Origin of the sequence: Halarchaeum salinum (assembly GCF_039520965.1) — an archaeon.
GTDB lineage: Archaea > Halobacteriota > Halobacteria > Halobacteriales > Halobacteriaceae > Halarchaeum > Halarchaeum salinum.
The window spans coordinates 1-13558 of sequence record NZ_BAAABL010000067.1 but is presented as its reverse complement, the minus strand read 5'-3'; the positions used below and the strand labels follow the sequence as shown (position 1 = coordinate 13558).

10 protein-coding genes and 2 pseudogenes are annotated in these 13558 nt (G+C 62.8%); 8 read left to right on the top strand and 4 right to left on the bottom strand.

What is annotated here, in order from left to right; translation table 11 throughout:
• Positions 1–13: 13 nt before the first annotated feature.
• Both ABDZ36_RS11185 and ABDZ36_RS11180 read left to right on the top strand, forming a co-directional pair.
• Positions 14–1975, top strand: a complete 1962-nt coding sequence (locus ABDZ36_RS11185; RefSeq protein ID WP_211312037.1) for an archaea-specific SMC-related protein — start codon at positions 14–16, stop codon at positions 1973–1975.
• Between the two features lie 358 nt (positions 1976–2333).
• The gene (locus ABDZ36_RS11180; protein WP_211312036.1) at positions 2334–5393 is read left to right on the top strand and encodes an FAD-linked oxidase C-terminal domain-containing protein; all 3060 of its coding nucleotides are present in this window, start codon (positions 2334–2336) and stop codon (positions 5391–5393) included.
• Positions 5394–5455: 62 nt separating this feature from the next.
• Here the strand turns inward: ABDZ36_RS11180 and ABDZ36_RS11175 are convergent, their stop codons facing one another.
• Positions 5456–6826, bottom strand: a complete 1371-nt coding sequence (locus ABDZ36_RS11175; protein ID WP_211312035.1) for an endo-1,4-beta-xylanase — start codon at positions 6824–6826, stop codon at positions 5456–5458.
• Positions 6827–6962: 136 nt separating this feature from the next.
• A pseudogene (locus ABDZ36_RS11170) lies at positions 6963–7715 on the bottom strand (transposase domain-containing protein).
• A gap of 169 nt (positions 7716–7884) precedes the next feature.
• Here ABDZ36_RS11170 and ABDZ36_RS11165 point away from each other — a divergent pair.
• Positions 7885–8154, top strand: a complete 270-nt coding sequence (locus ABDZ36_RS11165) for a hypothetical protein (RefSeq protein WP_211312034.1) — start codon at positions 7885–7887, stop codon at positions 8152–8154.
• Here ABDZ36_RS11165 and ABDZ36_RS11160 read toward each other — a convergent pair whose 3' ends face one another.
• On the bottom strand, positions 8155–9114 hold the full coding sequence (locus ABDZ36_RS11160; protein ID WP_211312033.1) for a 3-hydroxyacyl-CoA dehydrogenase family protein: 960 nt from the start codon (positions 9112–9114) through the stop codon (positions 8155–8157).
• Positions 9115–9324: 210 nt separating this feature from the next.
• Between ABDZ36_RS11160 and ABDZ36_RS11155 the strand changes: the two genes are divergently transcribed.
• Complete coding sequence (locus ABDZ36_RS11155) at positions 9325–9663, top strand: thiolase C-terminal domain-containing protein (protein ID WP_211312032.1); 339 nt, start codon at positions 9325–9327, stop codon at positions 9661–9663.
• Between the two features lie 14 nt (positions 9664–9677).
• Here ABDZ36_RS11155 and ABDZ36_RS11150 read toward each other — a convergent pair.
• A pseudogene (locus tag ABDZ36_RS11150) lies at positions 9678–9800 on the bottom strand (IS5/IS1182 family transposase); the annotation flags it as partial.
• 304 nt (positions 9801–10104) lie between these two features.
• On the opposite strand from ABDZ36_RS11150, the gene ABDZ36_RS11145 reads away from it, so the two are divergent.
• The 4 genes from ABDZ36_RS11145 (at position 10105) to ABDZ36_RS11130 (ending at position 13414) form a co-directional block, all read left to right on the top strand.
• Positions 10105–11124 (top strand): tripartite tricarboxylate transporter substrate binding protein, encoded by a 1020-nt coding sequence (locus ABDZ36_RS11145; RefSeq protein WP_343749316.1) that lies wholly within the window; start codon positions 10105–10107, stop codon positions 11122–11124.
• A 10-nt stretch (positions 11125–11134) separates the two neighbouring features.
• On the top strand, positions 11135–11632 hold the full coding sequence (locus tag ABDZ36_RS11140) for a tripartite tricarboxylate transporter TctB family protein (protein WP_211312031.1): 498 nt from the start codon (positions 11135–11137) through the stop codon (positions 11630–11632).
• Positions 11633–13132, top strand: a complete 1500-nt coding sequence (locus ABDZ36_RS11135) for a tripartite tricarboxylate transporter permease (RefSeq protein ID WP_211312030.1) — start codon at positions 11633–11635, stop codon at positions 13130–13132.
• A gap of 138 nt (positions 13133–13270) precedes the next feature.
• Positions 13271–13414 (top strand): hypothetical protein, encoded by a 144-nt coding sequence (locus ABDZ36_RS11130; RefSeq protein ID WP_211312029.1) that lies wholly within the window; start codon positions 13271–13273, stop codon positions 13412–13414.
• Positions 13415–13558: the final 144 nt, after the last annotated feature.

The window sequence follows — 13558 nt, the reverse complement described above, 5'->3', positions numbered from 1 at the left end:
GTACGGTGGTCGTATGCAGACGAGTCGGGAGACAGGTACGGGTGTCGACGTACATGTATCCAACATCGGCGGTATCGACGAGACGGCGCTTCGCCTCACGCCGGGCGTGAACGTGCTGGTCGGACGGAACGCGACGAACCGAACGTCGTTCCTGCAGTCGCTCATGGCCGTTTCGGGGAGCGAACGCGCCACCCTGAAAGGGGACAGCGAGGAGGGACGCGTCGAAGTCGACCTCGACGGGGAGACCTATACGCGCGTGCTGACGCGGCGCGGAAACGACGTCGACTTCTCGGGGGATCCGATCCTCGACGACGCCGAGGTCGCTGACCTGTTCGCGTTCCTGCTGGAGGACAACGAAGCGCGGCGTGCGGTGGCGACGCAAGGGAACCTGCGCGAGCTCGTGATGCGCCCGGTCGACACCGAGGCGATCAACGACCGGATCGACGAACTGGTCGCGGAGCGCGATCGGATCGACGACGAGATTGAGGACGCAAAGGCGGCGGGACGACGGATCCCGGACCTGGAGGAGCGCCGTGTCGAGTTGCTCGACGAAATCGAGGCGAAACGCGAAGCACTCGAGGAAAAACAGGCGGCGATCGACGACGCGGACGCGGACGTTGATAAGTCGCGCGAGGAGCGCGACGACCTCGAGGCCGCCCTCGACGACCTCAACGAGCAACGGGCGGAGCTCGACCGGATCGCCTCACGGCTGGAGAACGAACGCTCCAGCCTCGCGTCGGTGCGTGAAGAGCGCGAGGACGTCGCGGAGACCCTCGAAGAACTGGAGGGCGTAGCCGAGGACCGCGCGGACTACCTCGACGAGCAGGTGTCGACGCTCCGGGATCGAAAGCGCGACCTTGACTCGACGATCACGCAACTCCAGAGCCTCATCCAGTTCAACGAGGAGATGCTGGAGGGCGAACACACCGAGGTACTCCAGTTGCTCGCCGACGACGGCGAGGGCGGGACGGACGCGGTGACGGACGCGCTCCTCAGCGGCACGGAGCACGCGAGCGGGCGGTGTTGGACGTGTGGCTCCGAGGTCTCGATGGAGGAGATCGAGGAGACGCTGGATACGCTTCGCGAACTCGCCCGCGAGAAGCGCCAGGAGCGCTCGTCGGTGACGGACGAGCTCGAATCGGTCCAGTCGGAGCGCAACGAGATCGAGACGCGCGTCGAGCGTCGCGAGGAGCTCCAACAGCGCCTCGAATCGCTCGGCGAGGAAGCCGAGTCGCGCGAGGAGAACGTCGAGCGTCTCACCACGGAGCGCGAGGAAGCGGCCGGGGCAGTCGAAAAACTGGAGGAGACGGTCGAGGAACTGGAGGCGGGACGACACAGCGCGGTGCTCGACCTCCACCGTGAGGCGAACGAACTCCAGTTCGAGCTGAACGACCTGCAGGACGAGTTAGAAGACGTCGAATCCGAGATTGCGGAGCTCGAGGCGGAAGTCGATCGACAGTCGGAGCTGACGGAGAAACGCGAGACGCTGACGGACGAACTCGCGGAGCTACGGACCCGGATCGAGCGCTTGGAGACGGAGGCGGTCGAGTCGTTCAACGACCACATGGAGGCGGTGTTGGACGTCCTCGACTACGGGAACGTCTCGCGGGTGTGGATCGAGCGCGCCACCGAGCAGGTCCGCGAGGGTCGCCGAAAGGTCGAGCGGACGGCGTTCCGGCTGCATGTGGTCCGGATGGGCACGGACGGCACGGCGTACGAGGATACAGTCGATCACCTCTCGGAGTCCGAACGCGAGGTCATCGGGCTCGTCTTCGGGCTGGCGGGCTACCTCGTCCACGAGGTGTACGAGGAGTGTCCGTTCATGCTGCTGGACTCGCTGGAGGCCATCGACTCGAACCGGATCGCGGCGCTCGTCGATCACTTCCGCGAGTACGCGCCGTACATCGCCGTCGCGCTCCTCCCGGAGGACGCGCAGGCACTCGACGACGACTATCGGCGCGTGAGCGAGATCTAAGAGGGGGTTCCCAACAGCCGGCGTTGATATCTCCGATATCGGCATACAGAACGTTCTTAAAGAATCTCCAAATAAGATGTTCAAACATACTGGCCAGTAATACTGAGAAGTAGTGTTGTCTATAGATATTGTCTGAGACATTCACGCGGGCGGACGTAGACGCTGGCGCGCAACGAGATCAGGGATGCACCGAGCGACGCCAGCGCGCCGGCGATTGGCTGAACGGCGGCCCGCACGGAAGCCCATTGGTCTCCATCAGAGACTAACCCAAGAGCGGGGCGATCGGCGCACCACACACCCGTCGGCGCACCCAACGGCGCACTTTCATGACGGTAGCGACCACACTCTCACTAACGACATGACGACGCGACAGACCGACACGGCCCCGTCGGAGCCGGCGGCAGCATCGGATACGAACTACGACTACGCGGGCGAGGAGGTCGAACGCCCGGAACTCCTCGACGCACTCGACCGGCGCGCGGCGGGCGAGGTGCGTTTCGACTCGTACTCCCGCGAGCTGTACGCGACGGACGCGAGCGCGTACGAAGTGACACCGATCGGCGTCGTCTTCCCGGAGAACACGGCGGACGTCGCGGCGGTCGTCGAATACTGCGCGAAAGAGGACGTCCCCGTGCTCCCGCGGGGCGGCGGGACGAGCCTCGCCGGGCAGACGGTGAACGAAGCGGTCGTTCTCGACTTCACGCGGCACATGGACGGCGCGGCGGACGCCGATCCGGAGGCGCGAACGGTACGCGTCCAGCCCGGCATCACGCTCGCGCGGCTGAACGAGGGGCTCTCCGTCTACGACCTGAAGTTCGCGCCGGACCCCGCGGCGGGCGACCGGAGCGTCATCGGCGGCGCGATCGGCAACAACTCGACGGGGTCGCACTCGCTGAAGTACGGGAAGACGGACGCCTACGTCGAGGAGCTCGAAGCCGTCCTCGCGGACGGGAGCGTCACGCGCTTCGGTGAGGTGTCGGTCGGCGAGCTCCGCGAGAATGTGGACGCAGCGGGAGACATCGAGGCGCGCATCCATGCGAACGTGCTCGACGTCCTCGAGGACGAGCGCGCGGAGATCGACGCGCGCTACCCCGAGTTGAAGCGCAACGTCTCCGGGTATAACTTCGACATGCTCGTTGCGGAGGCCTACGAGGGGGTCGCGGAGGACGAGGCGCTGCCGGACGACGCGACGGTGAATCTCGCGCGACTGCTCGCGGGCAGTGAGGGGACGCTCGCGATCATCACGGAGGCGACGGTGTCACTCGAACCCGTCCCGGAGACGAAGGCCGTCGCGCTCCTCACGTACGACGAACTCTCGGCGGCGGTCGAGGACGTCACCGAGGTGCTCGAACACGACCCGGCGGCCGTGGAGTTCATCGACGACACGCTGATCGACCTCGCGGGCGACACCTCGGAGTTCCGCGACGTCGTCGAGATGCTGCCCGAGGGGACGCGCGCGGCGCTTCTCGTGGAGTTCTACGCCGAGAACGACGAAGCGGGCCGCGAGAAAGTGGACGCGCTCGTCGCCGACCGCGTCGGAACGTCGGCGATGGACGCCATCGAGGCCCACGGCGAGGAGGAGCGCGGGCGGGTGTGGAAGCTCCGAAAGGCCGGCAACCCGATCCTGCTCTCGCGGACGACGGACGAAAAACACCTCTCCTTCATCGAGGACTGTGCGGTGCCCGCCGAGGTGTTGCCCGAGTACGTCGCGGGCTTCCGGGAGATCCTCGCGGATCACGACACTTTCGGGGCGTTCTACGGCCACGCGGGGCCGGGTGTCCTGCACATCCGGCCGCTCGTCACGACGAAAACGGAAGAGGGGCTCGCAGCCTACGAGAGCATCGCGGACGAGGTGACGGACCTCGTCGTCGAGCTCGGCGGCTCGGTGTCCGGCGAACACGGCGACGGCCGCGCGCGTACCCAGTGGAACGAGAAGCTCTACGGGCGCGAGCTCTGGGAGACGTTCCGCGAGCTCAAGAGCGCGTACGACCCCAACTGGCTGCTCAACCCCGGGCAGGTCTGTGGCTACGATCCGGACGAGACGCTCCCCGAGGGCGTTCCCGAGCGCGCGCGGCGCGTCTCGATGACGGAGGACCTGCGCTACGACCCCGACTACGAGTTCGACGCCGGCTTCGAGCCCGAGCTCGCCTGGGAGAACGACAACGGCTTCGAGGGGATGGTCGAGCTCTGCCACGGCTGCGGGGGTTGTCGCACCGATCAGGACACGGGCGGCGGCGTGATGTGCCCGACGTATCGTGCAAGCGACGAGGAGATCCAGGCGACGCGCGGCCGCGCGAACCTCCTGCGCCAGGCGATGAGCGGCGACCTCCCCGAGGAGCAGTTCGACGTCGAGTTCATGCACGAGGTGATGGACCTCTGCATCGGCTGTAAGGGCTGCTCGAACGACTGCCCGAGCGAGGTCGACATGGCGAAGATGAAGGCCGAAGTCACCCACGAGTACCACCAGCGCGAGGGCGCGAGCCTCCGCGATCGCGTCTTCGCGAACGTCGATACGCTCTCGAAGCTCGGCTCCACGTTCGCGCCGCTCGCGAACCTCGCGACGAAGGTGCCGGGTTCGCGCGCGCTCCTCGAACGGACGCTCGGCATCACGTCGGAGCGCACCCTTCCTTCGTTCCGCGCACAGACGCTGCACGACTGGTTCGAGGCGCGTGGCGGCTCGCGCATCTCGGAGGCCGAAGCCGACCACCGTGTCGTCTTCTTCGTCGATACCTACACGAACTACAGCCACCCCGAGGTCGGGAAAGCGACGGTCGAGGTACTGGAGGCGGCGGGCGTCCACGTCGACCTCGCGGAGCGGACGGACAGCGGCCGGCCCGCCCACTCGAAGGGGTTCCTCGATACGTCGCGTGCGACGGCGGCGGAGAACGTCGCGGAGCTCCATCCACGCGTCGCGGAGGGGTGGGACGTCGTGCTCGTCGAGCCCTCGGACGCCGTGATGTTCCAGCACGACTACCTCGACCTCCTCACGGGCGAGCGCGTCGAGGAGCTCGCCGCGAACACCTACGACGTCATGGAGTACCTCGACGCCAACCGGCTCGTGGAGGGGCTGGACACCCGCGATCCGAGCGAGACGCTGACCTACCACGGCCACTGTCACCAGAAGTCGGTGAAGAAGGACCACCACGCCATTGGCGCGCTGCGCCGCGCGGGCTACGAGGTGGACCCGCTCGACTCGGGCTGTTGCGGGATGGCGGGCTCCTTTGGCTACGAGGCCGAACACACGTCGATGAGCGACGCGATCGGCGACGTGCTCTTCGAGCAAGTCGAGGAGAGCGACGGCGACCGGGTCGTCGCGCCGGGCGCGTCGTGTCGCACGCAACTCGGCGACCGTGACGAGGAGGCGGAGCGTCCGCCGACGCCGATCGAGATGTTGGCGACCGCGGTCCGGAGCGCGTAACGGCCGAAACCGGCGGCCGGCGACTCCACCGACAGGCACGTTTCAGGGGGCGGGGGGACGTATCAGAGTTCGACGCGGAGGCGCGTCTCGCCGTCGGGGTCCGTTACCGCTCGAACATCGCTGAACGTCTCCGAACCGGTGGCGACGCGGAGGTCGTAGCGGCCGAGGTCGGCGGTCGTCGTGAACTCGCCGGCGGCGTCCGTCGTCCCTTGGGCGTCGGTGAACCACTGATCGAAGACGAGATCGGTGTAGGCGTGGTAACCGGGTTTTTTCGACCAGTCCGAGCGGAACAGCGGGGCGTCGCCGGCCCAGTGTTGCTCGTCCCAGTAGCCCCAGACGCGAAACCCCGCGCTCGCCGGGTGGCTGTACACCGTTTTGAGCGTCCGGTAGAGATAGTCGCCCGCCGCGTCTTCGTCCGTGATGCCGGGCGTGTCGAACTCCGAGACGACGAGGTCGACGTCGCCGAGGCCGGCGAAGCGATCGAGGCGCGCGTACTGCTCGGCCGGACCGATGGATCCCTCGGGCGTCGTGACGTGTGACTGGAACGCGACCTCATCGGGTGGGGCCTCCCCACCGAGGAGGTACGTGACGAGGTCGGCGTACCGATCGCGGTGGTCGGGACGATCGAGCGTGAGGATGTCGTAGTCGTTGACGGCGAGCGTCGCGTCGGGGGCGGCGTCGCGCGCGATGGCGAACCAGCGACGCAGCGGCGGCGAGCGCGTCGGCGGGGCATCGGACAGCAGGTCCGTGAAGTCGTGGAAGCCGAGCTGTTCGTTCACCAGGACCCAGTCCGAAACGCCGTGATCGCCGGCGTTGTGACCGATGAGCGAGCGGATGTGGTCGTCGATGAGCCGCCGGAGACGCTCGGTGTCGCCGGCCTCGTAGGCGTCCCAAACCCCGTCGGGGAGGACGTCTTTCTCGTGGTTCTGCCAGACGACCGGCGCGCCGGCGACGGCCACGTCGTTCGCGCGCAGGAAGACGATGACGCCGTGTGTCCGCTCGTGACCGTCGGATCGCGTCCACTGTCGCCACTTGTAGGCGTTCTCGAAGACCGCCTCGTTGAACAGCCGAGAGACCCAGCGGCGATACGGGTCGCTAGGGTCGCTCGACCAGTGGCGCGCGACGTTGTACGCCGTCGAGAAGTCGTAGGCGTGCCGGTGGAGGCGAAGGCGAACGTCGGCGTTTGACACAGGCTCGCCGTCACGAATGACCGTAACGGTCACGTCGCTACAGCGATGGCGCTCGATGCGCTCCTCGGCTGCCTGCTCCCACTCCGACGGGTCATCGGCCCGCTCCCAGTCGCTCTCCGGGAGCGGCTCGAACGCAGGGGTGACGTTGTCCGCGGCAGTTGAGGAGGCGTGATTCGACCCGTCACCGCCCGCACAGCCGCTGAAAAGCGCCATCGAAGCCGCGAGGAACCTACGGCGGTCCATACAGGCGAGAGCGGGGCGAGGTGTATAATTCGTGTGGTAACTCGGCGAGGAGAACGCGAGTATATCGTCTGCAGCGATACTCAGTCAAAGACGCCGGAAGATGAGACCGGCCTTCTCAATGCATACGGCGTCGTGTTTAGTTAAGCGGGTTCCACCAGACGGCGAAGGCTTGCAACCACGTTTCTGCGGTTGCTGGACCGACATGGCTGAAACTATTTCTGAACGAGGAAGTACATCGTTTTATTTCTTGAAAGATACGTTCGACAGCGTTCCGATTTCCATGGCGAACCGTCTGAAATCGGAGTCCCGCTTATTGGAGTGCGGCCGCTAGATGTTGGGCATGATCGACGAGAAACACGGCGTTAACGAGACGCCCTGCGTCTCATTCGCACACCAGAAATCACTGATTTCTGGGGACGTCTTTGACGTCGTGTTTCTCACGAGGCTCCCGAAGACACTGCTGCGTTAATGCCGTTATAATCGCCGTAAACAGCCTGGAATGACGGAATTTGTTTTTGTCTTCGGATTGACGACGTTGACGAGACGCTTCGCGTCTCGTTCGCTAACCAGAAACCTATGGGTTTCTGGTAACGGCATACAGCCAGAACTGCTGACCGTTGATCCAGATCACCGTTTCGTCAAGCGCGACGTGATCCGGGCTTTTGCCTTCGGCTGGCCGTAGACCGGCTTCTGCACCCAGTTGTGCACGGTAGATCGCGTACGTTTGACACCGAACTTCTCAATTTCAGATATGGTATTCGGAAGTGATAGGACCCGCGAGATGGAGACAAATACCGAGTTTCATCGCCCAGCTCGATGTCGCTTCTCGCTCCACAAACGCTAACTCGAAGCAGTCGCTACCCCCGATGAGGCGGTCGATTTCTGGCATTGAGCATTAGCAAATCGTACCGCCTTACTTTTCAGCTTTAACTACACCAGTCTCAGTGTGTGAACTATTGCATGGCAGAGCCTTAACTAGACAGTGCCGAGGATTTCTACACGCCAAAAGAACCGAGAACGGTTCCCACTCAGATACTCGTAAGTCCGACGTGGTTCGCTTGAGCGGGGGTCGGGGCGGCCGGACGCGATTTCGAACCCAGCACGAAATCGACGGCGGCGACGGGTACACGGTCTACGGGCAGCTCGTCGACGCGGATACAGCTGCGGCCGAGAGGGCCATCCCCCTCGAAGTACTTGACGAAGCGTCGGTGACCGGCGACGTCACACGGGACGAGTACGTCACGTACGACGACGTCGAAGTCGATAAGGACTCGTTCATCCACAAGCTCCAACAGCTCCAGAAAAAGAACCTCTGGGCCAAGGTTTGACTACTCGTCGGCCCCAAGTCCGGCCTCGCCCGTGAGCGCGCGGCGGATGGCCATCACCTGTTCGTCGCGCGCCTGTGTGATCCCGCTCGGGTCCTCATCATACTCGAAGAACCCGGCGCCGTCCTCGATCCCGCCGCGCCCGCGTTCGAGGTATTCATCGAAGAGGTCGCTCGTCTCGTCGTCGTCACAGAGGTGGGGGTAGAGGTCGTCGCCAACCGTCTGCGTGAGATCGAGCCCGGCGATGTCGATCGTCTCGATGGGGCCGATGGCGGCCGTCCGAATCGCGTACCCGTCGCGGATCGCACGATTGACGTCCTCAAGCGAGGCGATGCCTTCCTCGGCGATATGGATGGCCTCGCGGAACAGCGCGTGCTGAATGCGATTCCAGAGGAATCCCGGGGCGTCCTTTTCGACGGTTAGTGGGATGCGGTCGACGCTCTCGACGAACGCCTCCATGCGCTCGAGCGTCTCGTCGCTCGTCAGCTCGCCACGGATTACCTCGACGGTCGGCAGGAGATACGGCGGGAACCACCAGTGACAGCCGACCACGCGCTCTGCGTACTCCGGGACGCCTTTGGCGATGTCCGTGATCGGGATCCCCGAGGTGTTCGAAGCGAGAAGTGCTTCGTCGGGTGCCGCGGGTGCGAAGTCAGCGAACACCTCGTGTTTGGTGTCGAGGTCCTCGGAGACTGTCTCGACGACGAGATCGACGCCATCGACGCCCGCCGCGGTGTCGAGAGTGAAGTCGATGGCATCGACGACATCGTCCGGCGACAGCTCGGTGAGCCCCTCCTCACGGAGGAAGGCGACGACATCTCGGATCTGCGCCTCGGCCTCATCAAGATTCGGTTGACGGTGGTCGATCAGCGTGACGTCTTTGTCTTGGATGACGAAGTGGGCGGCGAATCCGTGGCCCATGTTGCCGGCTCCAACGATCGCAACGTTTTGTGTCTGTAGCATCGATAACCACTGCGAGGGGGACTCTCATAATTATTCGGATCAGATAGGTCGTGGCGTCGGTTACCCGTCCATATCGACGTCAGTTAGTCCCTCTAGGCCGTAGTCACACTCCTACGCGAGTACGTCGTCGAAGCCGGCGAGCTCTTCCCATGTGGGGTCGTGTTCCTCAATCTGCTCTCGCCCACGTCGCGGTGAAGGGCCAGCGCGCTCATGCTCGCTAGCGATGATGTCGCCTCGGACGCGTCGTACCGGATTACGGGCACGGAGCTTGGGGCGGATGCACTGGCGCTTCAAGCTGCGAGTCGCTCATCGAGACGCCGGCGACGGCCGACGCGGCTCGGCGCGCTCGAGATTGTCGACCGGTCGATCGAGGAGGTGGACCTGTTGGAGGTGCACGACTGCTTCACAATCGCGGAGGTACTGGCGATGCAAGCATTTGGGCTGTCCGAGCTCGGCGAGGACGCGGGCGCGGCCCGCCGGGGAGAGACGACGGTAGAGGGCACGACGCCAGTGAACCTCTCGGGAACACGAATGATGTTAACACCATAGGATTTCGACACAGCCTCGGCCATATATTTCAGCCGACTCAGCGTTTCGCGGTAGCTGTGGCCGTCTTCGAGGTGAAGACGGTGTAGAACAACGTGCTTCTCCCACGCTTGTTTATCTAACTGCCAACACTGCTCAACGGGGGGTTGACCTCCATAGTCAGAGTCGAATTCCTCGACTTCACCTTTCTAACCCGTGATATCAGCCAATTATACCGCTATTCGACATGACAATTGTTTCAACGGATAAGGCGATAATATTCAGTGTACCACAAAATAGCCAGACGGCGGCGTGGTGCCCTCTATCGAAAGGTATATATTCTCTCCTTATTCTACATGATAGTTGTGTGTTGGGCACAATGACAGTGCAGAACACTATTGATCCAATGATGGTGGCACATAACGCTACTAATCAGGCAACGGATACGGCTTCGGAGGCGAGCCAATGACTGATTCACGTCTGTCTCGACGGCGATTCGCTCAGATCGGTGGTGGCGTCGGTATTACGGCGCTTGCCGGCTGTATGGGTGGTAGAGGATCCGGGTCCGGCACCAGCAGTGGTGGCTCCGGCAGTGGGTACCCGAGCGAACAAATCAAGATGATCTGTCCATGGGCTGCCGGTGGCGGCACCGACCGGACTGGCCGGAAGCTAGCATCGCTTGCCGGCGACTACATGGACACCTCGTTCTACGTCACAAACAAGACTGGCGGGAGCGGGAGTATTGGCTTCAATGCAATCGCCAACGCCGAACCCGATGGGCACACGGTTGGCGTAACGACCGTTGAAATCTGTACCATCTCGCACCTTGGCATCGCAGACGTCAACCCCACCGACCTCCGTGGCGTCATCCAGTACAACTTCGATCCGGCATCCATCACGGTTCCCAGGGATGCCCCCTACGACACTATCGGCGAATTCGTCGATTACGCAAAGGACAACCCCGGTGAGATCAAGATTTCGAACTCCGGTATCGGCGCGATCTGGCACCTTTCTGCCGCTGGGTTCGCACAGGAAGCCGGAATCGACGTCCGGCACATCGGCTACGACGGTGGCTCCCCGGCGACAAAGGCCGTCGTTAACGGTGAGGTGGAGGCGACCGCTGCCAGCGCCGCCGAAGTTGCCCCGCAGGTCAAAGACGGCGGGCCGCTGAAGGTTCTCGGTGTCATGGGTGACGAGCGTGTCAGCATCTTCCAGGAAGTCCCGACGCTCAAGGAGAAGGGCTACGACTTCACGATGGGTGCGTGGCGCGGACTCACCGTCCCAAAGGACACACCTGAGGAGCGCATTACGGAGCTCCACGACGCCTACAAGTCAGTGTACGACTCCAATGAGTTCCAAGAGTTCATGAACCAGAACGGATTCGGGCTCGTTTACCGCGACACCGAAGAGTTCGAGTCCTTCATGGACTCCGAATATGATCGTTTCGGCGAGATCATCGAAGGGCTTGACCTCGGCAACAAGTGAAACACACAGGATGTCGATTGAGGTAAAACACTCCGACGCGATCGCGTCCGTCCTACTACTAGCCGTCGCTGTGGGGGTTTACGTCGCCAGCAGTGGATATCCGAGCGGACCGACAGGTGCGCCGGGCTCGGCCTTCTTCCCTCGTCTCATCGCGGCAGCAATCGCGCTGCTTTCGATCGTTCAACTTGTGCAGACCGTCCAGAACGAGGCGGTCGAGCGCCACCACGTCAAGCGCGACCAAGTCGTCCGCGTCGTAATCCCACTCGTGCTCCTCGTCGCGTACGTCGTACTTATGCCACTCTTCGGGTTCCTCGCCGGGACAATCGTGTTCCTTACTGTGATGATGTGGTACTCTGGTGCACATGCGTTCCGGATCACAGTGCCAATAACTGTGTCTATCTCGCTTGTGTTGTTCTACGTCTTCGTAAACTTCCTGCATGTGCCACTCCCGGAAAGTTCCGTGTTCCCGATTTCACAGATGCTGCCCGGAATGTTAGGGGTGATCTGAATGGTTGATGTCATCGCGAACCTTCTCGCAGGAGCCGACCTCGTCCTCCAGCCAACGGTACTACTCCTCATAGTGGCTGGTGTCGCTATCGGGATTACTATGGGGTCTCTCCCCGGGATGACCGCAACGATGACCGTCGCGGTTCTCGTCTCATTCACCTTCGGGATGCAGCCTATTGAGGGACTGATGCTCCTCCTCGGGATTTATGGGGGCGCGCTCTACGCTGGCTCGATCCCGGCCATCCTCATTCGGACACCGGGCACGCCGAGCGCCGCAGCAACCGTGTTCGACGGGTTCCCGCTCGCCGAGCGCGGGGAGGCGGGACGCGCGATTTCGATCGCGACCGTTGCCTCGTTCGTTGGCGGCGCAGTGAGCGTGGTTCTGCTCGCGTTCCTCTCGCCGCAGATCGCGCAGATCGCCATCGAATTCGGCTCCGCTGAGTATTTCGCACTCGCCTTCTTTGGGCTCACGATCATCGCCAGCGTAAGTGGCGACTCACTCGTGAAGGGGCTGCTATCGGGGCTGGTCGGAATGCTGCTCGCCACTGTCGGCCTTGACCCGGCGCTCGGCTATCCCCGATTTACCTTCGGCTTTACGCCACTGACTGCGGGTATCCAGTTTATCGCCGTAATGATCGGACTCTTTGGCGTCGCCGAGGCCCTACGCCGTTATCGCATCGGGATCCACAGACAACAGGTCGAACAGACGATTGATGGGATTTTGCCGAGTATAGAGGATCTCCACGCCATCCGCGGCGTGACGTTCTTCTCCAGTGTCGCTGGCGCGATTATCGGTGCGATTCCGGGAGCTGGCGGTGACATCGCCTCGTTCGTCACGTACAATGAGGCGTCGCGCTGGCTGGGCGACTCTGAACCACCTTTCGGCGAGGGAAATATTCGCGGCGTCGCCGCCTCCGAATCTGGGAATAACGCAAGCACGGGTGGTGCGCTCATCCCGACGCTAACGCTCGGTATTCCAGGCGACTCCGTTACCGCGATTCTTATCGGAGCTCTCATGGTTCACGGCATCCGGCCAGGGCCGTCGCTCTTCCAGAATGAGTCACAACTCGTCTACGCTGTTTTCGTCGGGTTCTTCCTCGTCTACGTCCTGATTCTCGTCAGCGGGCTGGTCGGAGCACGCTACTGGGCGCGTCTCATCAACGTCCCTTCGCAGTATCTTTGGCCGGCTATTCTTGTCCTCTGTGTTGTGGGCGCGTACGCGCTCCGTGGCACGCAGTTCGATATCTGGGTGATGCTCGCGGCCGGTGTGCTTGGCTACGCGATGAACGCCGAGGGTTACCCGCTCGCTCCGATGGTGCTTGGGCTAATTCTCGGCCCGATCGCCGAGTCGAACCTTCGCCGAGCGCTTACCATTTCCGGGGGATCGATTGATATCTTCTACACGGACCCGCTCCCGCTAGCGATCCTCATGCTTGCGGTGCTCTCGCTTTCTATCCCGTTCATTCGGGCGTGGCTCGATGATCAGGGCGACGCTGTGTAGCCGTTCTCACACGGCTCACAATTCTTCGTAGAATCTATGCGTTCTCGCGAATGTAGGGATAAATGTATTCGAGTAGTCAGTAAACTATGTCTAACTGCCCTAGTGAGTCGTATGACTACTCGTGCGAATAGCAGGAGCATGCCCAATCAAAAGATGCTCGTCCTCCGCAAGGGGACGCACGGCGTACTCATTGAAGAAGATGCGGCGTCGATTCGCGATCAACAACCAAGGGGGACGCCGTTCTCAAGAGCACGCGACCTAATGAACGTCGTGTTTAGCTGAATTGAGGCGCTAAGCCCCCTTCCTCAACGCCCGAACGGGGTGAGGGCGTAGGGAGGGGATACAGCGTTCACGAGAGCATAGTACCTAGCGTAACTTCTGGAGGTATCCGCCAAGATACTCGTCGATCCACGAAGCCGCGAAACT

Bases quoted from the DNA above. Each gene is read 5' to 3' on its own strand.
- ABDZ36_RS11185 (WP_211312037.1), top strand. From the start codon at position 14: ATGCAGACGAGTCGGGAGACAGGTACGGGTGTCGACGTACATGTATCC.
- ABDZ36_RS11180 (WP_211312036.1), top strand. From the start codon at position 2,334: ATGACGACGCGACAGACCGACACGGCCCCGTCGGAGCCGGCGGCAGCA.
- ABDZ36_RS11175 (WP_211312035.1), bottom strand. From the start codon at position 6,826: ATGGACCGCCGTAGGTTCCTCGCGGCTTCGATGGCGCTTTTCAGCGGC.
- ABDZ36_RS11160 (WP_211312033.1), bottom strand. From the start codon at position 9,114: ATGCTACAGACACAAAACGTTGCGATCGTTGGAGCCGGCAACATGGGC.
- ABDZ36_RS11155 (WP_211312032.1), top strand. From the start codon at position 9,325: ATGCTCGCTAGCGATGATGTCGCCTCGGACGCGTCGTACCGGATTACG.
- ABDZ36_RS11145 (WP_343749316.1), top strand. From the start codon at position 10,105: ATGACTGATTCACGTCTGTCTCGACGGCGATTCGCTCAGATCGGTGGT.
- ABDZ36_RS11140 (WP_211312031.1), top strand. From the start codon at position 11,135: ATGTCGATTGAGGTAAAACACTCCGACGCGATCGCGTCCGTCCTACTA.
- ABDZ36_RS11135 (WP_211312030.1), top strand. From the start codon at position 11,633: ATGGTTGATGTCATCGCGAACCTTCTCGCAGGAGCCGACCTCGTCCTC.
- ABDZ36_RS11130 (WP_211312029.1), top strand. From the start codon at position 13,271: ATGCCCAATCAAAAGATGCTCGTCCTCCGCAAGGGGACGCACGGCGTA.